General features: G+C 58.1%; 21 protein-coding genes. 1 reads left to right on the top strand and 20 read right to left on the bottom strand.

Annotated features, from left to right (window positions below; translation table 11 throughout):
• Positions 1 to 125: 125 nt before the first annotated feature.
• Complete coding sequence (locus ACI6S0_RS02140) at positions 126 to 530, top strand: hypothetical protein (RefSeq protein WP_048938329.1); 405 nt, start codon at positions 126 to 128, stop codon at positions 528 to 530.
• On the opposite strand, the gene ACI6S0_RS02135 is transcribed toward ACI6S0_RS02140, so the two are convergent.
• The 20 genes from ACI6S0_RS02135 to ACI6S0_RS02040 form a co-directional block, all read right to left on the bottom strand.
• Entirely contained in the window at positions 503 to 1,177 is a 675-nt protein-coding gene (locus tag ACI6S0_RS02135) for a heavy metal-binding domain-containing protein (RefSeq protein ID WP_434404783.1), read from the bottom strand. The genes ACI6S0_RS02140 and ACI6S0_RS02135 overlap by 28 nt on opposite strands.
• A gap of 248 nt (positions 1,178 to 1,425) precedes the next feature.
• Entirely contained in the window at positions 1,426 to 1,641 is a 216-nt protein-coding gene (locus ACI6S0_RS02130; RefSeq protein ID WP_048938327.1) for a hypothetical protein, read from the bottom strand.
• A 350-nt stretch (positions 1,642 to 1,991) separates the two neighbouring features.
• A complete protein-coding gene (locus ACI6S0_RS02125) occupies positions 1,992 to 2,294 on the bottom strand; it encodes a hypothetical protein (protein WP_434404782.1) in 303 nt (100 codons plus the stop codon).
• Positions 2,295 to 2,350: 56 nt separating this feature from the next.
• A complete protein-coding gene (locus tag ACI6S0_RS02120) occupies positions 2,351 to 2,602 on the bottom strand; it encodes a hypothetical protein (protein WP_107917569.1) in 252 nt (83 codons plus the stop codon).
• 39 nt (positions 2,603 to 2,641) lie between these two features.
• Positions 2,642 to 10,054 carry a hypothetical protein gene (locus tag ACI6S0_RS02115; RefSeq protein ID WP_434404781.1) on the bottom strand — a complete coding sequence of 2,471 codons (7,413 nt, stop codon included), beginning with the start codon at positions 10,052 to 10,054 and terminating at the stop codon, positions 2,642 to 2,644.
• Complete coding sequence (locus ACI6S0_RS02110; RefSeq protein ID WP_423282635.1) at positions 10,051 to 10,512, bottom strand: DUF6950 family protein; 462 nt, start codon at positions 10,510 to 10,512, stop codon at positions 10,051 to 10,053. Before ACI6S0_RS02110 ends, ACI6S0_RS02115 begins: the two co-directional genes overlap by 4 nt.
• 13 nt (positions 10,513 to 10,525) lie before the next feature.
• A complete protein-coding gene (locus ACI6S0_RS02105) occupies positions 10,526 to 11,194 on the bottom strand; it encodes a hypothetical protein (RefSeq protein ID WP_048938322.1) in 669 nt (222 codons plus the stop codon).
• Positions 11,191 to 11,718: a hypothetical protein gene (locus ACI6S0_RS02100; RefSeq protein WP_137405420.1), complete on the bottom strand. Its 528-nt coding sequence runs from the start codon at positions 11,716 to 11,718 to the stop codon at positions 11,191 to 11,193. The genes ACI6S0_RS02105 and ACI6S0_RS02100 overlap by 4 nt, the downstream gene beginning before the upstream one ends.
• A 327-nt stretch (positions 11,719 to 12,045) precedes the next feature.
• On the bottom strand, positions 12,046 to 14,415 hold the full coding sequence (locus ACI6S0_RS02095; protein WP_434404779.1) for a hypothetical protein: 2,370 nt from the start codon (positions 14,413 to 14,415) through the stop codon (positions 12,046 to 12,048).
• A 7-nt stretch (positions 14,416 to 14,422) separates the two neighbouring features.
• The gene (locus ACI6S0_RS02090; RefSeq protein ID WP_434405893.1) at positions 14,423 to 14,677 is read right to left on the bottom strand and encodes a phage tail assembly protein T; all 255 of its coding nucleotides are present in this window, start codon (positions 14,675 to 14,677) and stop codon (positions 14,423 to 14,425) included.
• A gap of 86 nt (positions 14,678 to 14,763) precedes the next feature.
• The gene (locus tag ACI6S0_RS02085; RefSeq protein ID WP_434404778.1) at positions 14,764 to 15,171 is read right to left on the bottom strand and encodes a hypothetical protein; all 408 of its coding nucleotides are present in this window, start codon (positions 15,169 to 15,171) and stop codon (positions 14,764 to 14,766) included.
• Between the two features lie 8 nt (positions 15,172 to 15,179).
• The gene (locus ACI6S0_RS02080) at positions 15,180 to 15,605 is read right to left on the bottom strand and encodes a phage tail tube protein (protein ID WP_434404777.1); all 426 of its coding nucleotides are present in this window, start codon (positions 15,603 to 15,605) and stop codon (positions 15,180 to 15,182) included.
• A gap of 70 nt (positions 15,606 to 15,675) precedes the next feature.
• Positions 15,676 to 16,035 (bottom strand): tail completion protein gp17, encoded by a 360-nt coding sequence (gp17, locus tag ACI6S0_RS02075; RefSeq protein WP_434404776.1) that lies wholly within the window; start codon positions 16,033 to 16,035, stop codon positions 15,676 to 15,678.
• A complete protein-coding gene (locus ACI6S0_RS02070) occupies positions 16,035 to 16,484 on the bottom strand; it encodes an HK97-gp10 family putative phage morphogenesis protein (RefSeq protein WP_434404774.1) in 450 nt (149 codons plus the stop codon). The genes gp17 and ACI6S0_RS02070 overlap by 1 nt, the downstream gene beginning before the upstream one ends.
• On the bottom strand, positions 16,481 to 16,804 hold the full coding sequence (locus tag ACI6S0_RS02065; protein WP_434404773.1) for a phage head closure protein: 324 nt from the start codon (positions 16,802 to 16,804) through the stop codon (positions 16,481 to 16,483). Before ACI6S0_RS02065 ends, ACI6S0_RS02070 begins: the two co-directional genes overlap by 4 nt.
• Positions 16,801 to 17,265, bottom strand: a complete 465-nt coding sequence (locus ACI6S0_RS02060; protein WP_434404772.1) for a hypothetical protein — start codon at positions 17,263 to 17,265, stop codon at positions 16,801 to 16,803. The genes ACI6S0_RS02065 and ACI6S0_RS02060 overlap by 4 nt, the downstream gene beginning before the upstream one ends.
• Positions 17,266 to 17,330: 65 nt before the next feature.
• Positions 17,331 to 18,476, bottom strand: coding sequence for a phage major capsid protein (locus tag ACI6S0_RS02055; RefSeq protein ID WP_434404771.1), 1,146 nt, complete (start codon positions 18,474 to 18,476; stop codon positions 17,331 to 17,333).
• Complete coding sequence (locus tag ACI6S0_RS02050) at positions 18,469 to 19,221, bottom strand: HK97 family phage prohead protease (RefSeq protein WP_434404770.1); 753 nt, start codon at positions 19,219 to 19,221, stop codon at positions 18,469 to 18,471. The genes ACI6S0_RS02055 and ACI6S0_RS02050 overlap by 8 nt, the downstream gene beginning before the upstream one ends.
• 8 nt (positions 19,222 to 19,229) lie before the next feature.
• Positions 19,230 to 20,471, bottom strand: a complete 1,242-nt coding sequence (locus ACI6S0_RS02045; RefSeq protein WP_434404769.1) for a phage portal protein — start codon at positions 20,469 to 20,471, stop codon at positions 19,230 to 19,232.
• An 11-nt stretch (positions 20,472 to 20,482) separates the two neighbouring features.
• Positions 20,483 to 22,162: a terminase large subunit gene (locus tag ACI6S0_RS02040; RefSeq protein ID WP_434404768.1), complete on the bottom strand. Its 1,680-nt coding sequence runs from the start codon at positions 22,160 to 22,162 to the stop codon at positions 20,483 to 20,485.
• Positions 22,163 to 22,166 lie beyond the last annotated feature (4 nt).

Below are 22,166 nucleotides of genomic sequence, written 5' to 3'. Positions count from 1 at the left end.
AATCACGCAACAGCGTATGCCACGCGTATGCTACGCGTATTATGTGGAGCGTATCATACGCCCCCGGTGAGCATCAGATTCTCAGGCTGATTGGATAGGTTTTAATCGATCCAGATAAGTAGATCATGAACACCCACGATCCCCTTCACATGCTTGCTGGCACAGGCTGCGACTGGTCCACCGTCGACGCCTCCGACCACGACCTCAACGATCGCAGCGACCTTTCCCCTGCCGATCTGGCCGAACTGGGTCTGACGCTTCCGCGCAGCCCCTTCCCCGCCGCATGGTGGCAAACGACCGATGGGCAGGCAGAGCATCTGGACCAGCCCACCTTTACGTCATCGTTCAACAAAGTTCTTTGGTTCGCACTGCGCGGCCTTGAGGATCAGGCAAGCCTGACGAACGATCGGGCCGAACTGGCTCGCATCGAGGGCGAGCGGGATTATTGGCTAGGAAGAACGGAGACTGACCATATTACCGAGACGTTCCGCCTAGCCGATGATCAGGCAGCAAAAGTGGCCAATATTTGACCAGCGCTCCAACGCCTCAATTCCGCCACGCGATCGTAAGCTTGCTGAAGTTCGTGCGCTTTCGCGAGTTCGTCGATATGCACAAGGGCTTCAAGGTTTGAGACCAGCGCAGCGGTGCCCTGCATGTTTATGGTCGCAGCGTTGTTCGCCGTCGTTCCGTAATCGATATCGACGCCGATGATGCAATTTGCCCCCAAAGCCATTGCCTTTTCAACAAGGATGGAGCGGGCTGCGGCCTCTCCCTTGTTGACCTTGTGGCTCATGCCCGACTTGACGTTCACCGCCCCAGTGAAATCAGAGAATCCCTGACTGAATTCGCTGAAAAATCCCGTTCCGACGGTCACATTTGCGGTGATCATCCCCTTGAAACGGACGTCAATCGATGCCGGAAGCCATGACATCGTGAACATGGGATAATCGACGATCAGCGCTTGGATCATCTCAAGCTGCTCAGAAATTTTGCGGTCGATAATGATGTAAGCGTCTTGGATCAGGCCGGGACCGCACTTTTCGCAGAGATCGGGATAATTGGCTTCGTGAATAAAATTTACATAGGCGACCGTTTCAGGTGACTTGCGGGGATTTGGAAGCTTGAAAGTGGAACCCGGCGTAATCGTCGCGTTACAATTCAGGCAAACGTCATTCATCACTGCCCCCATACCTTCTAATGTGCAAACATGCTTAAGCGGTTATTGTCACATCGAAAATGTTTATTTCGGAATATCGCGACCATGCCGCGCATAATGATAGAATCGGAGGCCGAACCACGTGATCGCCATCACGGCGCTGATTGCGGTCAAAATTGGCGTGATCGCACCAGCCCAAGACGCGAACGACATCAATATCGGTCCAGCGCCCGCAACGTGATCGACAACCGTCTTCCCGTGGCTAAACATCACAGCAGGTCGCCTGCGCTTTGCTCAATACCCATGGGTGCAAGGATGACATTTCTGATTTCCGTTGCACGGTCCGGCGCGACCAGCCCGAAGAGCGAAGCAATACCCAACATGACGGATAGGTTCCGGCGATTGACGAGCGGCCAGACGCGCACGGCAATCTCGGTGAGAGCATGAAGGGCAGCCTTGGCCCAATTGATTGGCTTGGTAGTCATGCTGGTATTTATGCCGATCCGCCCGAAAGGTAGGGCAAGACGAACTGAGTTAGGTTGACCGGCGGACCCATCCGGCTACGCTGATGGTGATCCCGGCGCGCACTCCTTATTCCCCCCCGAATTTTGGTGACGCCGGGATCACCTATCCAATGAGAAAAGGGTGGGTCGCAATGCCTTCTAGGAAATCGGAATATGCACGTATGCTCCGCCTCGCAGTGGACGAAGAAACGGCTGCCGATGAAGCCCAGAAACGCGGTGATGACATGATGCTGATTGATGCACACAGGAGTCGCGCAGCTTATTTTAGGCGGCAGGCCGACTTGCTTCGAACCGATGCAACGGATTAGTTATCAAGTCGACGGGTCGATCAAGGCAGTCATGATTCCATACATCGAAGTAATGGCATCGATCGCCTGATCCCGGGATTCTTCCCAGTCCCTCCCGTCACGCGCAATGCCCTTTGCCACTTCCTCAATGATCCGCTCATCACGACTATCGAGCGCGGTGCGCAGTATATATTCGGCCACCCTTGCCATCTTGAAGCTGCCGTCCACCTGCACACGCGTGCCATGCTGGTCGACCGAGTCATCGCCCAATTGGTGGCGCAGTTCGCGAACCGCTGCATCAACTACCTGCTGGCGAAAATCATCCATGGCTGATCCTCCGATGTTCGCCCGCCATTCAAACGGACCTGCATCGGAGGCGCAAGTCAGTCAGCGTCCCAAGCAGCGATGATACCGAACAGCCGCGCCCTTTCTTGCTCAAGCTGGATGTTGCTGCCGGTCAGGATCGAAACATGCTGGGCGATGATCTGCGCGGTCACATAGTCCAGTGCATCAGCGGTGTGAGCGTTGGCCGCATCAGCGGTTTCGGCCACCTTGGCCTGCATGGCTTCAATTGCGAGCAGGCTGGTTTCGACGATTTCTCTCTGCGTAAGATTTGGGTTCGAATAATTTGTCATGCATGTATTTAGGCGGGCACGCTTCCGCGCCCGCCCAATTCAGATGAAGGTCCATTTCAGCCGCAGATTGCTGAAGCTGAAATTGGTATAGCTGCCGCTGATCGTGCGCGTGTAATAGTCGCCCTGATTGACGATACCGGTATCGGTGCTTCCCTTGAACGCCACGACTTCGACAGTGACATTCCCTGTATAGGTGTCGCTTGCGGGTGCGTCGAAGACGGTAGTCATCGCCGATCCATACGCAAGCGAGCCGTAATTGGTTAGCAGATTACCCGACCACCCGGTGCTTGCGATGATATTGCCGTTCTTCTTCAACAGGACATTTATGCCGCCGTCGTTCGCATAGTCGGTGTAGAGCGGCTTGCCATTATATGTCGTGGTCGACCGGCCACTGGAATATGTGAAGCCCACCGTCCCTTCGAGCACATAGCTGCCGTTACCCATCGTTTCGCCCAACGGCGACGAATAGAGCGTGCCAGTTGAGTTGCTCGGCGAAATGCTGACCGGCCCAAGACGCTTCACAAAGCGACTCAACGCCAACGCTTCAGTGTTCACAGTGCCAGTGATTAGCGCGTTTCCAGTCACGCGAAGGTCGCCCACGATGTCAACGCCCCCGCCCCCATTAGCATCGGCAACCAAGCGCATTTGCGCGCGACCATCACCCGCGACCGCCTGCACCTGCCAATAGGCGGTCGTCCGCCCTTGGAGATCAGATACTGCACCCATCGTTTGACTGACGTTGGACTCAGCAGCCTGAAGGCGCGTTTCGTGGGAGGCGATAGCCGCGTTGGCGGTCGCGACCGTGTTCTGCGTGGTGGAAATGCTGGCCGACATGTTGGACAAGACCGCCCCTGCCCGCCCCGGCGCATAACGTGCGGGTGTAGGCGCATCAGCGTAGGTTTCGCGAACTTGCGGACGACAGAACCAAGCCCAGCTATCGGTCTGTCCAGACAGGGTCGGGAATTTCCGCAGGATCAGGTTGGCGCGAACTGCATTTGCCGGAGCCTGCGCTTTGTAGCCGTAGTTGGTCCAATCCTGAATCTTGTTGCCGCCCGTGCCCGGCGTAAATTGGCCTGTCGACGGCGCGGCACCAGCGGAACCGTTGCCGTCCACCCATTGAAAATAAACCTGCACGGTGCAGCGGTGTGCTGCTGCCAAACCACTAACGTCATACCATTGGTTCGGCTTGACGTTGATTACCTGCGTCCACTCTGCGTAACCGCTGCTGCCATTGTTGGGCTGGACGATCGAGAGCGTATGTTCACCGGTCAGCACCCATTCTGCGCTGGGCTGCGAGCGCCCATGTGTGGCGACCATTCCGACCGAATTATTGGCCCAACCGCTAGTGTCCGGCACGATTTCGGTATTGACCAGCAGGTTTCCACCGGCTGTGGAATAGGTAGCCGCCAATGATGCGCTAGTGGATGCCGCTGACGCCTGACTGCTCGCTGTCGAAGCTGACCCTGCCGCCGCTGATGCACTAGACGATGCTTCACCGGCTTTGGTCGATGCGGTGATCGCGCTGTAGCTGGCCGATGCTGCGGACGATCCAGCCGCAGACGAACTGGTCGAGGCGCTAGAGGCACTTGCCGCCGCAGCGTTCGCAGAATTCGAGGCATTGCTGGCTTGCGTAGCGGCGGTATTGGCCGAGCCGCTTGCCGACGACGCCCGTTGCGCGGCCAGTGTAGCTTCATAGAGCGCGTTGCTGTAGCTAGTTGACGCCGCCGCCGCCGACGCTGCCGCCGCGACCTCAGATGTGACATCGCGGAAGTCGATCGACTGGACGTAATAGACTCCCTGCGATTCCAGTCGTAGCAGCGGTCGAACCCAAGTGCAGCCCTGATCGATCAGGGTGTTCGCATCAATATCAAGAACGTGGGTGGCGAAATTTGACCAGCCCCACCCGACATTACCGGGTGCGATAGAGGCATAGAAGTTAATGTTGTTCCACTGGTTGTTGTCCGGCTTCAAACCAATCGCGAAAAGGCTGGCATTGACTGCCACATCGCCATTCTGCTGGCCGACGAGACACCATTTCACGCTCATTCGGTATTTGTGATCGCGCACCAACGCGACACGGCCTTTCGACGCGATATGTGGGACGAATGTTGGATTGTTGGTGATTTCCATCACCCTGCCGTGGGTCGAATGGTCGAAAGCCCGAACGCGGCTGTCACCACTCCAGTCGGAGGTTCCGTTCGAATAGTCCCAAGTCCAGTTTTTGAGATCGCCAAAAGTGTTCGGCATTATCGCCTGCGCCACGCTGGACGCGGTTACCGAGGCGCTCTGAGCCGCATTGGCTGATTGACTGGCTTCGCTCGCCTTCGTGCTGGCGGTGGAAGCTGAACCGGCCGCAGCACTTGCGCTGCTGCCGCTATTGGCTGCCGATTGTGCTGCCAGACCTGCTTGTTGGCTGGCAGTGTTGGCACTGCCAGCGGCATTTGACGCGCTGGTTGAGGCTTGCGAGGCCGAAGTGGATGCTTCGCCTGCCTTCGTAGCAGCCGTTGTTGCACTGGACTGGGCCGATGAAGCTGACGATCCCGCCGAAGACTGGCTCGCGGATGCCTGCGATGCGCTATTGGCTGCGGCATTCGCCGATCCTGCCGCGCTAGTGCTTTCGGTGATATCCTCGATGCGGATGTATGCATAATCGACATTGACCGTGGAAGACGCAGCCAAGAGGCGTAGCAAGCAACGAATGCTGGACGCGCCAGCCGCGATCATCGCGTTGGTCGTGGAGGCCGGAACCGTGCCGGATAGTTCAACCCACTGGTTCAGTGCGGTGAAGGTATAAGTCGACTGGACTGTGCCATTTGCAGTCGTGCCGCCGGTGGTCGTGACACCGATCCGATACAACTGAAGCTGGGCAAAAGCAGAACCCGACTGCTGACGGACTTTGGCGGTGATCCGATAAACGCGATCCGCTTGCAACGGCAACATACCGATGTTTCCGACGTCGATCTGTCCACTTGCGGTGACGCGCATCGATCGACCGACGTCGGTGTTGCTAACGAACGAGAAGGTCGAATTCGCAGTGATTGAGGCTAGCGCAGAAGGCAAACCTCCAAAGCCCTGCTGCCAGTATCTGCCGTCCTGTTGAAAATCCGACGGCATTTGAGCAGCCGCGCTGAGCGTAGCCGCGACATTGCTCGAATTGGCGGCCGTAGCGCTATTCCCAGCATTGGTTGATGAGGACGCGGCATTAGACGCGCTAGTCGCCGCAGACGATGCGCTACCAGCGGCTTCACTCGCCTTGGTCGACGCGGTGTTGGCCGACTGTGTGGCGCTATTGGCGCTGTTACCTGCTGCGCTTGCCGAGGTGCCCGCAGCACTTGCCGAAGTCGCCGCAGCCGATGCGCTTGCCGCAGCGGCATCAGCGTCCGTGACATCCGATATGGCAATGCTGGTTGCGCAAACGTCGTGGCCGGTCGCGTTATCTGGGCCGTCACTCACGATGAATGCACGAAGACCAACGATATCAGCCGGGACTGTGACGATTCCATCGACGGTAGTCCAACTGGACGATCCCGCGCTTGATCCGGTGACGAAATACCAGAAGTTGGTTCCTGCCGCGTTGACGGCGTTTATGCCGATCCTGCCTAGATACGAGCCATAGGCAAGGACATACCCGGTAATCCGCAGCTTTCGCGCCGTGGTGAAGGGCCATGCGATCAGGTCACCTTCTGCTGAGTTACGGTTCGTCGTGCGCAGGACGCGCGACGCGCCATCTGGCGGCGTAATCGTCGTCGTGATGGTGGTTACATTACCGGACCAAGTTCCGGTCGAACCATCGCTGAAAATTCCTTTCCGGACCAAATTGCCGGTTGCATGGCTGGCCGCAACGATAGCCTGTGCCGCCGCCGCGCTAGCGCTACTGACAGCAGAGGAAGCGCTGGTCTGAGCGTTATTGGCGCTTCCCGCAGCGGCGGTGGCACTTCCACCGGCCGCGTTCGCGCTGTTTGCCGCATTGTTCGCTGATGTCGCGGCAGCATTTTTGGATGCGTTGGCGTTACTCTCGCTCGTGGCCGCCTGACTGGCGCTAGCGCTGGCCTCGCCTGCCTTGGTAGCTGCGCTGGTGGCCTGCGTAGTCGCCGTCGATGCGGACTGATTTGCCTCAGTGGCCTTGGTCGATGCCGTCGAAGCGGACGTCGCTGCCGCCGAAGCGGAATTACCCGCGCTCGTTGCCGATCCTGCCGCCGCCGTCTGTGACGTTTTGGCAGCATTTTCCGATCCCTTGGCATTACTCTCACTGGTCGCGGCGTTGGTCGCAGAAGTGCTTGCCTCCCCAGCCTTTGTCGAAGCATTGGTCGCGCTGGTCTGCGCCGCCGTGGCCGACGTGCCCGCTGCGCCTGCCGACGTTGCCGCCCCCGACGCGCTTGTGGCTGCCGCCGTGGCCGATTTTGACGGAGCAAGACCATCAGGCCCCACGACCCGGATCGAATGGATTAGGAACGAGCCGCCAGACGCGGAATCAAGATCGAAGCGAAGCGCCGAAATGGTGCTGCCGAGCCAGTCAGCCGAACCGATTGCGGAAGTCAGATCGAACGTCAGTTGCGTGCGCTGATTGAGCGGCGGGTTGACGACCGCCAACGGCGAACACCTATATCCAGCCGCGTAACTATGGCCTGCGGTGGCCCAGAACATCATTAGATCAGCGGCATTGCTTGTGGAGGCCACTGTGCGCGTCAAATCCACTATGACGCGCGTGTAGCGTGATCCCGCGATAGAAAGGCCGGTGCGGATCAACTGGGGGTCGCCACCAGTCTGCGCATATAGCAGCCCATTTGACTGACCGGTCAGCGAGCCACCAATAGCTGTGAAGCCATTGACCGCGTTGTTCGCAAAGTCCCATGCGTGGGCGACATCGAGATAGGCTGCATTTTCAGCGCCAGCCTGTGCGGTGACGGCCGAACCGGATGCGGCTGACGCCGAGTTGCCCGCTTCGGTCGCCTTCGTCGCTGCCGTCGTCGCGCTCCCTGCGGCAGCCGTAGCCGAATTACTCGCGTTGGAAGCAAAGGTCTGCGCATTGTTTCGAGCGCTTTCCGCCGCGCCTTGCGCCGCCACCGCCGCATTTTTGGCACTGGTTGAATTTGCAAATGCAGCCTCTGCGTCGGCCTTTGCTGTCTGCGCGGCGGTCTTTGCTGCATTGCTATCGCTCAATGCGGTTCCCGCATTTGCCGCTGCCGTCTGGGCTTGATTGCGTGCCGTTTCCGCCGCTGCCTTGGCCGCTGCCGCAGCGCTATTTGCCGTTTCCGCCTGCTGCTTTGCTGTTGCCGCGTTTGAAGCCGCACTGGCAGCGTTGGCCTCATGCTGGGCCGCTGCATCAGCGCTGGCCGCCGCCGATGCGGTCGAACCATATGTGTCGACAAGCTCGTCGATCAGTCCTTCGGCCGCAACGACTGCTGCGGATATGTCGCGAGTTCGAATGATCTGGCCATCGCTTCCCGTGATGGCGTCGACCACGTTTTCGGCGGGCTGACTACCGACATAAGTGCCCTCCGGCGCGCCTTCAGTCGCACGATCATCGGGCTTGTTTTCACCAACGATGACATTGCTGTCCCACTCGATGAACGCCGACGATGCATCGACATCATTGACGACCCAAGCGCTGTAAACGCCACTGTCCATGCGATATCGCAGCCGAACGTTGATGACCGCAGCAGGGACATTTGACGTAAAAGTGAAGGTGCCAGCGCTCGCGGCATGCCGCGCCGCCTGCTCGGTCCAAGACGAGGTTGTAGACGGCTTGGATTCAATCTGGACGCCACGAACGCGCCCCGAATTCTCCGCCGTCCAAGTGACGGTGATCTCGCTGACCGGATAGCCATCCGCGCCCTTTATAGTCTGGCTGGTGACCGCCATACCTTCCGGCGAAATGGTGGCAGATGGATCGTAACCCGGCGGCCGGATCGAAGCAGGAAGCGGCTTTTCCTCCCGATCCCACGCGTAAATCTCGCTGCTCTCTTCCCGCAGCACCATCTGAAAAAGCAGGTCATGATTTTCGGTCTGCTCGAGAACGCGGAATAGCTTCCGGTTCCAACCTTCCTGCGGCAGCGACAAGGTGACCAACGACCCCACGGTTGCGGCGAAAGCCAACGGCCCAAATGTCGCGCTGAAGACGCCGGGCGTCTTTGCCTCACGAAGGAGGAACTGCTTGGCGATGCGCTGGCAAGTTTCGGCCCGTGATACCAGACCGAGGTCAATGGTCATGGTGCGCGGGACGCCATCGTTCAGCGCATCGGTTTCGATCGCGCCCCAGTCTGATAGCTGATACTGGTTATTGGGATCGGAGAACCGGCCACGCGCAATATTGTAAGTCTCGCGCGCAGGCGGGACCGGTATCCATGAATATGGTGCGGGAGAACCGGGCGCTGCGACGAGGTGATCAGCGGTGAAATCGACAGTCGGACCGAGCGTGTCATCAAAACCGCCAATGATCGTGTATCGACCACCAACGTCAGTCAGCTTGCACGACCCCATCGCAGCGGTCAGCGCAAGAATGATCGTTTCGTGGCTATCGGCGGTCGAGAATGATCCGTCAGCGGTGTAGCGCTGGACGGTCGTGCCATCCTGAAGAGCAACACGTTCTTCGCAAAGATTAGCGTAATCGCGAAAGTTATCCCAGTCGATGCGGTCAGATGGGACGCCCATCCCCCACACCAACTTGCCGTTGATCCGATATCCGATCAGATACGTCGCGAGAGCAAGCGCCGGGTTGCGCCCTATCTCGACAGAGCCATCATAGAAGGACCATGTCGCCTGATTGGCGATGCGGTGCGCACCCGTGCCGCCATTGCTGCTATCACGGCGCGGATCATAAAGCGGGCAACCGTCGACGACGAACGTGGTCTTCGAAGGAAGGCCAGATTCCCATACATCGCCATCGAGTTTGAACGTGATCGCCGCATAGGCACAGCCCGTGAAAGTTGCGGTCGAGGTCCAATATTGCCCAGAACCAATGGCAGAACCGTTGGTGCTGGTGCCTTCCAGAACAGCACGGAATGACCGGACACCGGCGCGATATTTGCCGGTGATTGAACCGGCCCACGTCAGTTGCTCCTCGACATACCATGACCGCAGGGCATGGATGCGGTGGGATGCCAGCGCGACAATCTGGCTGTAACCATCCTTCTTCGTCGAAGGCAGGTCATGCTCTTCAAAGAAGCGGATATCGTTGCCCGCTGCCGTGCGACCAAAAATAATCTTACGCGGCGCAGTTGGATTGATGCTGCTATTGAGCCGTTCCGCCATCGATTGGGAAAGTGAAGGCGGCTTTACGAACAACGTGGTGGCAATCGCCATCGCCGCGCTGATCGCCAAACCGACACCTGCGGCAGCAACCGTGCCTGCCGTAATTGCCGCAATTCCGAGCGCGCCCGCAATCGGCGCTGCGAAAACAATGAGGGCAGCCGCGACCACGACCATCGCGGCAATTTTTACGACCTTGCTCATGCGGCCACCTCGGCGGTGGCCACAGCCTCAAACGGGACAGAAAAGGCGTATTTGCAATCTGCGGTGGGAAGCGCGGTCAGGCCCTGATGGCCAAATATTTCCCCGACAAACCAGCTAAAACGCCCCACGCAAACGCCGACCGTGGTCCGATCGAGCATGACGATGTCGCCGCGCTGCGCCTGCGCGACGGGTTTTGGATCACCCAGCCACGCGCGCACGGTTTTGAGAAGCGTTCCCGCACCGTGCTGACGCAGGGCCTCCATTGCCCCCTTTTCATCGGAATATGCGCCGCGCAGAGCGCCCGCCGGATCAACGCCGCACATGGCTTTGATGGCGCTGGAGGCGAACAGCGCGCAGTCATTCTGCCCCCACTTGAATGGTTCATCACGAAGGCGATCGATGAGGGTGCGCAGCCGATCTTCCCAATCGGCCGCGCGAGAGATGGTGGAAACTTCCATCCCATATTTAGCATCAGCGTATCTGGTCTATGACCGCCTGCGACTGCTGCATCGCCGGAAACAAGGCAGCCCAGCCAGTTGGTTTATAGACGGTTACATCACCGTTCGCGATAGCGACCGCGTGCTTCTGACTGGTATCATTCGGATCAAAACGCGGCTGATCGAGATATGTCGAATTGGTCGCTGTGCTGATCAGGCTGGCATGACCTTCGATAGTTAGCGTCAATGTGCGCATGGTGCCATCGGCTTGAATCTCCAGCTTATCCATTGCCCCCGATCGGACTCGGCGGAATATCCAAGCAGGTTCGGCCAATGGATCGCTTGGCTGAAGCATAATCGCGCGCCAGAATGTTGCCGGGCGCGCGCGCCATTCATCCGGGTAGGCGGATGCGATAGCGATCTCGTCCGATGGCGCAGATGGGATTGCCAAGCTAATCGTGAGAGCTTCCGACCCAGTGTAGGAAAAGCTGTTATCGCCAATTTGAACGACGACGCCGTTGGCCAGCGGTTCGAACATATTGTTATCGAGCAGACTGTCGCCCGAACCTTTGACCAAAATCGGATGCGATCCAGTCCAGAGGAAAGCCGGGCCTGTCGAGAAATCGAAGCGCGCGAGAAGCGCAGTGCGGATACCGGCTGCTTCCAGCGCATCGAGAAACTGTTGATTGGAGCCGGGTCTCATTCCACCGCCTCCTTGGCGACGATGGTTCCGAAATCTGGAAGACGATCTGGGGTAAGCGTGTATCCGTTGCCCTCGCTTGCCGAGAGGCGGAAAAGTCCTTCCGGCGAGGTAAAATCGACGGCGGCACCGGCATTGAAGTTTGCTCGCAATGGCGTCGAAAATTCTACGATGCATCGACCGTTCGCGTCAGCTTGACTGGGTGCAGTGATAATCCGCAGCAGTTGAGTGCCAAGCTGGAAAAGCTGCCCAACCCGCAGCCCGGAAGCGGAATTTGCGGGCCATCCCGCCAGCCTGACCGCTGACGTATCTGCAAAAGCAGCCTGCGCAAGCGTTCGTCCAGCGAGCGCACTGGCACATGCTTGCCGTGGTGAATATCGGAACGTTCCAACTTGACCGCTAAGACTGTCCAACCATGCGGCGCACTTTTCGGCGTCAGCCGCAGTCATTCGTGGCCAAGTGAATTCAAGTTGCCATTGGCTGGCGGTATTAACGGTTTGCTGCTTGAGCGTATAGGGCGACGCCATCGCCGCCTGTCGAAACAATGGCGTAAGTCGTTCGGTAGCCGGTGCCTTTGGCGGCGGCGCAATCGGATAGGTTGGCATCCGATATTTAGCTGAAACCTTGACCTACATCGCGTTCATGCTATCGGCACGCCGATCCTGACCGGCGTTTGCAATCGGTTGGCCGGTCAGGATCGCCCACGTCTGACATTAGAACGGAGGTTGATAGGTCAGATGCATGAGACTGCTCTGGACTTCATAATATATGCGATCGTTCTCATTATACTTGCGCTTGCATTCAAGCGCCTCAAGCACATCGATTAAGCATATCACATAATTTTCAAATACTTATTACATGCCCGGACGTCGCAATTTCGTAAGTGTTGCTGATGTCGCCTGCTGCGTTATGAGCGGCATCGCATCCATAATAGCCTGACTGGCCATCAGCCGCACCCCCGCTGGATCGTTGCTGGTGATCGATCCAAAATTGATCGTCGGCCCGGATCGCCCGCCACCACGCACGCTTGCAAGAGCATGATTTGGGATCGTGTTAGCTGTATTGCCCACATTGACAATTTCCGGCCCACGCTCGCCAACCAAATAGGCACCTGCGCGGGTTAGGCCGCCATTGGCGCGCGCGCCGCTCATGAACGATGTAAAGCCGCCACCCATCACGATATCGCCACCACCGGTACCACCTGCGATCGATCCGGTGATCGAGCCAAGCAGCGATCCGAACAGGCTGCCGATTGGTGCCAAAATTGCCTGCTGAAGCGCGATATCCATGATCTTGTCGATGATCCGGTCACCCATCGCATCGAAGGCGTCGGCCAGCGACCCTGCGCCCTTCATCGCCTCTCGTAGTCCATCGTTGAGCGAACCCAGCCCATCAACGGCCGCACTTTCCATGCTCTCGCGGATTTCATCGCCCGTGCGCGGAATGCCGTCGAGATAGACGCCCAGCGGCCCCATCGTGTCACGCCTGATACCCGCCGCATCATTGGCCTTGAGGCGATCCAGAACGCCAAGACGCGCCTGCGCAATCTGCTTTTCCGCATCGGTGCTGGTCTTGCTGGCAAGGATCGCGTCGAGCGCCAACCGCTCTTGCTGATACTGAAGATCGAGCAGGCGTAGACTGATTGCACGGCGATCGGCCTGTGACCGGGCCAGACCCGATTGCGATGACAAGAGGTCCATATCATTGGACAGGCTGGACTGGCTAATCGCCAACTGCTGGCGCGCCACCTCCTCGTTTTCGCGCAGATTGACGAGGTCGAACTTGGCGTAAACCACCTTATCTTCGAGCGCCTTAAGCGCGTCTGCCTGTGCCTGCGTATATTTGCCATCGAGCGCATCCTGATCGATTGCGGCCTTGCGTCGGTCGCTTTCGATGGACAGCATTTCGCGCTCCAATGCGGACTGCTCAACAATATCGCCGGTCAGCGCCTGTTTGGCCGACAGCAGGCTGACATTGGCCGCATCAATATCGCTGTCGTAAGCAAAAAGGGCCTGCCGCGCTTCCTTGGCAAAGTCGGCCGCTGATTTTCCGCCCGACTTCTTGCCGCCAGCGATCGGCGGGAGCGTGCCCGCGCTATCACCGCCACCAGACAGCAGTCTGGCCGCCGCCGCCTCTTCCTTGTCCAAGGCAGCAAGCCGCGCATCGATAGTCTTGATCCGCGCATCATTCTTTTTCCATTGGGGCGATCCCTTCCCGATCGCGTCGGCATCAATGCCTATTTTGGCCAAAAGTGGGTTCTTCCCATTATTCTGGTCGATCAGACCAGCGCGTTCGCTGGTAAGGCGCTGCCGCTCGCCTCTGCTGTTATATCCGATCAGCGCTCCACCGACGCCCCCTGCGACAGCGCCCCCCAAGGCACCGGGCAGACCGCCAACCCAGCCGCCCGCCAGACCACCCGCCAGAGCGCCCATGATCCCCATCGCAGCGGTCGGATTCTGACCCCAAAATTGCGCCATTGCGCCCGCGATCTTGATCACCTGATCGGCCAGATTGCCGATGGCGTCGGCGTTCTGAATAATCGCGCTGGCAAAACGGGCGTCCAACGTCATCTTGAGCGTGTCGAGCCGGTCGTTGATCTGCCCAGCATTGCGCAGAAGATCATCACCCAGCACGATGCCAAGTTCATCGGCCTTGTCAGCGAATTCTTCGAACCCATCTGCGCCCTCCCCCATCAAAGCGGTTAGGGTGCCAGCGCTTTTGCCAAAGATTTCAAGCGCAGCGGCATTGCGCTGGCTGGTCGTAGGAAGCTTGCTGATCCCGTCGATCGTCTGGCGCAGAGCGGCATCGAAATTGCTGGAGGTAACGCCCAAATCCTTGAATGTCTCGCCCATCGCCTTGCCGCCTGACTGGGCAGTGCCGAGATTTTTGGCAAACTTTTCCAGCGCACCATCGGCAGACGCGAAGTCACTCCCCGTCATCTGCGCGGCGTATCGGAGTTCCTGAATGGATTTGGTTGTCGCGCCGGTCCTGTCTGCAAGGTCAACGATATCATCGGCATAATCAAAGGCAGCCTTGGAAGCGGAGACGAAGGCGTCGATCGACATGACCGCGATCAGGCCGCCGACCGCCTTCTTTGCGCCATCCATCGCTGACGCTATCGCCCTGTTCGTCGCCTGAGATTGCGCGGCTGCCTGCCGCATCCCATTGATGAATTGCGCTGCTTCGAGCGCCATGTTGACGGTAAGTGTGCCGAGGTCTGCCATCGACTATTTAGGCAGCGTCTGGCCTATCTTGACCGGTCAGCTTCGCCGAGAAGAAGGCATCAATCTTGTCTTCCAATTCGTCAGCCGTGGGCGCGGCGCGACGGCGCAACTCAGCGGTCCAGTCGGGATCGCGATCAAACCAATCCGGTTCGTTTTTTCCATCATATGCATTGAACAGGATAGACACGATATGGCGGGCACGATCATCCTCAACTGCGCATCCGAATGGCTCCACATCATAGAAAGCCATCCATTCGGTCAGTTCGTCATCGGATAGTGAAGCGGACAGTTCCTCGACCGTCCGCCCCAGAGCCAGAGCAAGGCGGAAAAGAAACCGCCGCTCAGGATTTAGTCGGAATTTTTTTTTAGATCGGTGAAGCTGACCGGCTTGACCTCGTTGACCTGCTGGATCGCCATGTGGATCGAAACCAGTGTGGCGTAGGACAGGTCACGAAAGCGGTCATGATCGCTGAGGTCGAAAAGCTGATCGCCATTGTCGTCCACGATAGAGTGGATGAAGTTGATGATCGCAGCGTCGAAGCGCTCGACCCTCTCGACGCCAGTTCGCTCATCGTCGGGCAACGCCTGATCGCGCTCATACTCCTCGACTGCATCGGCATTGATCGTATCCGCATCGAGCAGTGCCATCCGCGACCGTAGGGTGTGCGCCCTTACATTGAGACGCACACCCCACTCTTCCACTTCAACCTCGCGAACCTTTGGCTTTGCCGCCGCAAAGATCGCTTCCTTGTTCAAGCGAGCCATTAAGCGCTCGGCACCGTGGTCTTTTCGACAAGGCCGGAAATTTCGATGGTGATCGATCCAGCGATGAGCGCATCCACCCCGCCCGACTTTTCAAAAGTAAGGACACCGCCGGAAAAGACGAAGGCCTTACCGGTCCGCAGCACCAGACGGAAATCGGTAAGTTCCTGCGACAGGCGCGCCTCTTCCACCGCGATCTGGCCCGGATCGGTATCGTTATAGTTCACACCAATCGAAATCTGGCCCTCATCCGGCAGACCGAAAAGCTTTTCCTTCGCATCGCTATCAAGATCAGTGGAATCAACGACTGCGGCCGAACCACCGCCCATACCGGAGAAGTCCTTGAACCCCTTGACCGGAATCCAAGTGTCAGGACCAGTTTTGATTTCAAAACGCGTTTTGCGCGCGAGCATTGCGCCATTAGCCATCTAATAAACTCCAAAATGTGCGCAAATCTGCGCGTTACGGAGTATTTATTCAGGCAGGCACCAGCGCCGGTCAGATGGCGGCGAAGAACAGGAACGTCATCATGACGCGATACAAAGTCGCTTCCGTTGTTTCGTCGATCATATCGGTTTCATTGACGAATGTGACGGAATGGACCTGTTCATCATCCCAAATCGCCAGATGATCGCGGATATCCTGCGCCAATTCTTTTGCCGCCAAATAGGACGGGTCATAAACATCGATCTGCATGACGACCCAGCCCATGTCGCCAACGCCGTCGAGGTCGTCCTCCATCTGGGTGGACAGGCGATTATAGATGACGGCGGGCGTGTCATAATTGGTTGGGGCGCGGCCCGGATATAGCTGGGGCGCAAGATCAGCCAGTCGAGCGACGAGAGCGGTTTCCAACATCACACGCCCGCCTTCGTCAAGCGACGATCCAGAATGGCCCGCAAACGATCCACCGCATCCTCGCTCGCAAGCGCAAAGCCAGTGCGGAAAAATGGATTGGGCGCATTATGGATCGACCCAAATTCGACCATGCTGGCGTGATACGCATCGCGGCTTACCACGACCGCGTTGACGACCTTGCCTGCCTCCGCCTTGACTTTGCGAACCTTGATGTTGTTGACGATCTTGGTGTGCGCCTCCTGCACGACCGTGCCGTTTTTGCGCTTCCGGTTGCGTGTCGATCCTTCCGCATCAGGACCGATCGGCGCACCCTCCTTAATTTTCTTCTGGATCACGACCGCGCCCGCACGATTGGCCGACTGACCGATCTTGGTGGCGATATCGTTGGACAGCGACTGCATCCGCGCTTCCAGCGCCGCAAAGCCTGTGGTGGTGACGCTGATCGTCATGCGCCTACCCCCTCGACGGTCAGGACCATCGTGGTGCGGCGATCAGGCTCATCAATGGCGGTGATGGCGTAGGTCTGCCCATCGATCTGGACACGATTGGCGGTCGACAGGCCGGTGCGATAGCGGATGAGATAGCGCCCGGCCGGAACCGTCTCTCTGCCAGCGCTGCGGGCAACATCCGTCGTGCGCAATTCCAGCCGTTGGCCAAACGTGGAAGCGGTGACGGTCCATGTCGAACGCTGCTGCCCAGCGGCATCCCGCGTGACGGTCTGGGTCATGATGTCGATGCGTCGATCCAGCGCGCCCGCGTCGATCTTCACAGGGCCACCCGGATGAAAGGGGCGCATAGGCGCTTGATCGTCTGGAAAGTCGCGTCACCGATATCGAGGCGACTATCGTAGGCAGCGCCAACGTAGACGGCGATTGCGTGACGAAGGGCGGTCGGGATGGCCTCTTCGCTGGTCCAACCGGCTTTGATCGATACCACCAGCGGAGCCACCTCGACATTGATTTCGAGGTTGCCGCCGACGACAGCACCAGCCTCGGTCTGCGTGATATTGCTGATCGGAAGTGAATAGCAGCCGGTAGCGGTGAAGCTGACTTCATATTGGGCCGACACGACATACAGGCCGGTCAGCCCAGCGATATGGTCGACGGCCGCGCCAAGCAGCAGGTCTAGGGTTGCCTGATCGACATCGGGATCAAGGCGCAGCCATTCGCGAAGCTGGGCCGACGATACAGCCGGAAATGAAGGGGGAGAGGTGCGGACAACAGTAGTCATCCAATATTTAGCCAGAATGGAAAAAGGCCCGGAGTTTCCTCCGGGCCTTCCTGATCGGCGTGAGATTAAGCGCCGGTCTTGAGCAACTTATATGCGTTGGTATCCACGACCACGCCGCCGACGCGCATGCGCGTCTTGAACGCGACGTAGGGATCGTGCGAAAAAATGTCGCGGATCATCGAAATCCCGACGCGATCAGCGATCGTGTAGGCCGCTTTGAAATCACCGAACGCCATCGACAGCGAACCAGCAGCAACGGCAGGCATGAACTCGTCTTCGACAACCTCATAGCCCAAAAGCGTGGACGCCTGACCAGCTTCCAGACCAGCGCGCCAGATATACTGGCCATTCGCGTCCTTCAGGATGCGCGCGCGGAGCAGGCCGTCGCGGTTGGTCAGCCACTTGGCGTTGACGCGATAGCCAGCCTTCAGCGCCATGGTCGTGGCCAGCAGCTTGTCTGCGTTCGTGATGTCGGTAGCCGCGCCAGACGTAATGTGCTGCACCGAACCAAAAGCGCGGGTAGCGTCGCCGGTCAGGGCAGTCGTAACGTTCAGCAGACCAGACGGCTTGTTCACACCATCACCGTTGATGAACGCAGCACCTTCTGCACGGGCAAATTCGGTGGCGACCGACGCGATTACAAACTGTTCGATGTCGTAGGCCGAGTCTTCCAACAGGGTCTGGGTCACGAACGGCTTGGCAGTCAGTTCACCAAACTTCGGCGTGATTTCCACGATGGTCGGAGCATTGGTTTCACTACGAACGTCCTTTTCGCCTACCCATACAGCAGCGGCACCAGCCGGGCTGAACGGAATGCGGAAATCGGGGGTCGAAACGCTGATGACATTCGCTACAGAACGCAGCGCGCCCATATCCTGCTTGGCGGTCAGGATCGCAGCAGCAAGCTGCTTGGGGACCGTGTAACCACCTTCAGAACCGACCGGATTGCCGCCGGTAACGGACATGGCTTTGAACTCAGCGGTTGCGCCACGGCGCATATAGCCGAGGAAGGCCGACTTGGCTTCCTGATCGGCCGCAGCGTTTTCATTCTCGACGCTGGCGCGGTTCACCAGCTTTTCGAGATCACGCATCTTAGCTTCCTGTGCGGAAATAGCGTCATTGAGACGCTCGGTAGCGGCTTCGTCCTTGCGATCGATAGCAGCCTTGAATTCGTGTTCGAGAGTCTTCAACTCATTAAAATAGTCAGCCATGTTTCTCCATGTTTTTGAACATAAGGGTTAGGTTACGCACGGCCTCAAATGCCGCCTGATTGTATTTAGCTTCGGCTTCCGTTTCATCGGCTTCATCATCAGCTTTCACTTCATATTCGACCGCTTCATCACCGGCCGCCTCTTCCGTTTCTGGTTCTTCACCGAACTTGGACAGCAGGTCGTCCGCTTCCGCGAAAAGTTCGCGCAAGCGGTCCAGCGACTTGCGCTGCATCTTCACATTCATTTCATTCTCCTTCTGGGATTTTACGTCCGCGACACGGGCAAGATCGTTCGCGGGGAAGGTCACCAGACTGACTTCCATCAGCTTGGCGGCGGTGATGATCCTGACGGTTTTGCCATCACGCTTTTCGACTTCGAAGGCGGTCACGATGTAGCCGATGGAAAGGCCAGTAACGGCACCGGCCTTTGCAACAGTGTAGGCATCACGGCCCGCGACGGTATCAAGGAAGTGGCCCGACACCTTCAGACCACGATCGTCCTCCTCAATGCTGGTCCAGACGCCAATCGGCATGGCCGACGCATCGTGATTCCAGAGCATTGCAGGAAATGATCCGGCCGCCTTGTGATCGGCGATCGTGGCCGCAAAGGCACCCGGCGCGATGATGTCATCGTAGAAATCAACATTCCCGAACACCGCGCCGTAGCCGGAAAATTCCCGCGTCGATGCGCTATCCGCTTCGGCAAACTTGACCTCGATCCGGCCCGCAAAACTCTTCTTCTCCATGCCGGTATTTATTCAGCCGGAGTGTTCTGCTGGCCGGGACCAAACAGGTTCGCTGCGGGCGTCAGTTGGTCTGCGCTGGGGTCGTCCGAACGATCGAAACCTTCCATCTCGCGGGCCTCGTTGCGGGTGAATATCCCGGCCGCAATACCGGCGGTGTAGTAGGACATCCGTTCGACGGCAGTGCCACGGAGGAAATCACGATTGTCGAGCGTGATGGTGTAGCCAGCAGCGCGTTCAGCATCTGACAGAAGGTTGACCGTAGCCGATTGCATGAAACGGGTGTGCCAGTGCGCGTCTGTGTCCTGATCATGGGCAATGTGCGCCTGTTCAACGCTGGCATAGGACTGGCTGCCAAGGCTCTGGAACACCTTGGTGGGGCTGACGCGAAAATATCGGCATACCTCTTCGATCTGGAACCTTCGGCTTTCGATGAACTGGGCTTCGTTGGCCGTCGACGCCAGCGGCTTATATTCAATGTCACCGGGCAAAAGCGCTGTCTTGTGGGCTGATCCGGCACCGGAATATTGCGCAGCCCATGCTTGGCGAACCATATCAAGCTGGTCCTGTGTCGGGCTGCCTTTCAGGTTGAGCAAGCCACCGGGACGCGCACCGTTCTCGAACAGCTTCGATCCATAAATTTCTGTGGCACGGGCCAGACCGATAGCATTCCGCGCAACACTGACGGCCTTCATACCCTCGTAATTGAGCCAGCTTGGCCCTTTCAGATGCCAAATATCGGCCGCAGGAATTTCCTGACCGAACAGGAAATAACGGACTGGTGCGAGCGGCTTCGTAGGGTCGACCAGCAGCGTGACATCGCCGGGATTCATGACCAGCATTTCGAGAATTTCGCCCCGGTTCGCAGCGATGCGGCTGCGATTGAGCCAGACAAAGGCGTTGCCTGTTAGCGCAAGATGCCAGCCGATCTGTTCCCGAAACTCATAGCTGGTCTGACGATCGTTCGGCCGCAGATTGAGCAACCGATAAAGCGACTTGTCCGTTGCAAATGTGCGGCCTTTGGCGTCAGTCTTTTGAAGATAGCAGGGCGGCAATGCCAGCCCCTCCGCAATTACGCGGGCACAAGCATAGACAGCGCTAACGCCCATCGCGGTTGCGCCGCCCATGTCCTCTCTGATCTTATTTTCGATCACTTCCGCGCTATGCTGCGGGACCGGCGTTATTGTGACGTTTTTCGCCTGAAATGACTGCTCAACCGGATGACCAAGCAGAAAGTCGATGATTTTACCCATCGACTATTTAGCTATTCCAACCAGATGAGTTGTAGCGGCGCTGTCTCTACCACCCGTTCGTCACTGACAGCGGTGGCGTGCGCCATCAAAGCAGTAATCATTCCGTCGATTTTCAGATGGTCCTGCCCGGTTGGTTTGCACGGCGACTGGAACGCGCCACGCTTCTGCACCGAGATGTTCGACGCCATCCAGTTGAGACATTCGTTATCGGGATGGCGCAGCTTGCCGTTGAGCAAATCGGCTTCGAAATCGATCATGGCTGGACCAAGATATTGCGCGCGCTGCGGAAACTCCGCGACATCAAGACCATCGGCCGCCAAGCGCTGCGACATGCTGGCCGCCTGCCAGTTGTCAAACAGGATCGTCTGGACATTATAGTCGCGGCACAGTTCGCGAACCTTGTCTTCGACCGCTCCATGATCGCTGGCATTGCCATCGGTCGCGATGAGGTCGCCACTATCAAGCCAGCGCTTATAAGCCGGGGCGTTTTTGGTGCTGCGCTCCAGTGCGCCGGTCGGAAGAAAGAGATATGGCACGATGGCGCGGACACCATCAGGTAGGTTGGCCACCAGCGCGATGGCTGTGATGTCAGTTTTGGTCGATAGATCGACGGCCAGCCATGCTGGCGCATCCGATGGAATGACCAGATTGGCGTCAGCAGCCTTCGACCAGTCGTTCTGGTTGAGCCATCCCGCAGCCGTATTGCACCAGACGTTGAGATATTTGGTCAGGCAGTCGGCCTGCGCTGCTGGCGACTGAAGGGCGCGTTCATATTCGCGGCGAAGATGATCTTCATCAACGGCCACCCCATAGTTGGGATTGGCCTTGCGCCAGACTCGGAAGTCGCGCCAGTCATCGTCAGCGTCGATCGTGTATATCAGCGCGAACTTGCTATCGTCCTTGATCGACCCTTCCAACACACCTTCGAAGTAAAGCTGTTCCTGACGGCATACGCCCGCGACATTGACCCCTGCCGTGGTGATAATGAGCAACAGCGGATCGGAACCCCGACGCTTGCCCATGCCGGTTCGGAAGGCTGCAAGCTGGACGCCATTAATGGCCTGATGAAGTTCGTCGGCAATGGCGATCCATGGTAGGCCGCCATCCTTTGTCTGGGCGCGGACTGGGCGCAATGACGAGCCGGTATGGGGCTGGAACACGGATCGAGCGGCAACTTCCAAACCAAGTGCCGCAGCCAGCGCCGGGGTCATTTCCACCATACGCTTAGCCGGATCGAATACGGCGCGGGCCTGATCCAGCGATGTTGCGCCAGATAGTCCTTCTGCCCCACCCTGCCCTTCGCAGAACGTCATGTAGAGGCCGATGATGGCGGCCAGCGTCGATTTTGCATTACCACGGGGAAGGAGGATGAAGGCTTCTCGGTATTTGCGCAGACCAGTTTCGCGCACCAACAGGGCAAACAGGTTGACCAGTGCGAATATCTGGAACGGTTCCAGCCGGATCAGTTCGCCGGTCAGCGGCCCAGTGACATGGGGAAGCGCCTGCGCGAAGTTGCATAAATGGTCGGCGCGGTCTTCTGAGAATGTCAGGTCGTCGCGGTCAAGATCGTTGATGAAGCGCTGGCAGGCTTGGCGCGCCTGAATGCACGCAGGTATCTTTCCAGTCGTTACGCGCTTTGCGTAATCAAGCGCCGTCCAAGCGAAACTGTCCTTTTTGAATTTTCTTGCCACCCCA

This window comes from Sphingobium sp. DN12, assembly GCF_051058005.1.
In the GTDB taxonomy this organism is placed as follows: domain Bacteria; phylum Pseudomonadota; class Alphaproteobacteria; order Sphingomonadales; family Sphingomonadaceae; genus Sphingobium; species Sphingobium yanoikuyae.
This window is presented reverse-complemented; position numbering and strand designations above follow the sequence as displayed.

What these genes read in the sequence shown, in the direction of transcription:
- gp17 (WP_434404776.1), bottom strand. Translation starts at nt 16,035, where the DNA reads ATGTTGGAAACCGCTCTCGTCGCTCGACTGGCTGATCTTGCGCCCCAG.
- ACI6S0_RS02115 (WP_434404781.1), bottom strand. Translation starts at nt 10,054, where the DNA reads ATGAGCAAGGTCGTAAAAATTGCCGCGATGGTCGTGGTCGCGGCTGCC.
- ACI6S0_RS02140 (WP_048938329.1), top strand. Translation starts at nt 126, where the DNA reads ATGAACACCCACGATCCCCTTCACATGCTTGCTGGCACAGGCTGCGAC.
- ACI6S0_RS02105 (WP_048938322.1), bottom strand. Translation starts at nt 11,194, where the DNA reads ATGAGACCCGGCTCCAATCAACAGTTTCTCGATGCGCTGGAAGCAGCC.
- ACI6S0_RS02120 (WP_107917569.1), bottom strand. Translation starts at nt 2,602, where the DNA reads ATGACAAATTATTCGAACCCAAATCTTACGCAGAGAGAAATCGTCGAA.
- ACI6S0_RS02060 (WP_434404772.1), bottom strand. Translation starts at nt 17,265, where the DNA reads ATGACTACTGTTGTCCGCACCTCTCCCCCTTCATTTCCGGCTGTATCG.
- ACI6S0_RS02130 (WP_048938327.1), bottom strand. Translation starts at nt 1,641, where the DNA reads ATGACTACCAAGCCAATCAATTGGGCCAAGGCTGCCCTTCATGCTCTC.
- ACI6S0_RS02055 (WP_434404771.1), bottom strand. Translation starts at nt 18,476, where the DNA reads ATGGCTGACTATTTTAATGAGTTGAAGACTCTCGAACACGAATTCAAG.
- ACI6S0_RS02080 (WP_434404777.1), bottom strand. Translation starts at nt 15,605, where the DNA reads ATGGCTAATGGCGCAATGCTCGCGCGCAAAACGCGTTTTGAAATCAAA.
- ACI6S0_RS02135 (WP_434404783.1), bottom strand. Translation starts at nt 1,177, where the DNA reads ATGAATGACGTTTGCCTGAATTGTAACGCGACGATTACGCCGGGTTCC.
- ACI6S0_RS02095 (WP_434404779.1), bottom strand. Translation starts at nt 14,415, where the DNA reads ATGGCAGACCTCGGCACACTTACCGTCAACATGGCGCTCGAAGCAGCG.
- ACI6S0_RS02110 (WP_423282635.1), bottom strand. Translation starts at nt 10,512, where the DNA reads ATGGAAGTTTCCACCATCTCTCGCGCGGCCGATTGGGAAGATCGGCTG.
- ACI6S0_RS02070 (WP_434404774.1), bottom strand. Translation starts at nt 16,484, where the DNA reads ATGACGATCAGCGTCACCACCACAGGCTTTGCGGCGCTGGAAGCGCGG.
- ACI6S0_RS02050 (WP_434404770.1), bottom strand. Translation starts at nt 19,221, where the DNA reads ATGGAGAAGAAGAGTTTTGCGGGCCGGATCGAGGTCAAGTTTGCCGAA.
- ACI6S0_RS02100 (WP_137405420.1), bottom strand. Translation starts at nt 11,718, where the DNA reads ATGGCGTCGCCCTATACGCTCAAGCAGCAAACCGTTAATACCGCCAGC.
- ACI6S0_RS02045 (WP_434404769.1), bottom strand. Translation starts at nt 20,471, where the DNA reads ATGGGTAAAATCATCGACTTTCTGCTTGGTCATCCGGTTGAGCAGTCA.
- ACI6S0_RS02125 (WP_434404782.1), bottom strand. Translation starts at nt 2,294, where the DNA reads ATGGATGATTTTCGCCAGCAGGTAGTTGATGCAGCGGTTCGCGAACTG.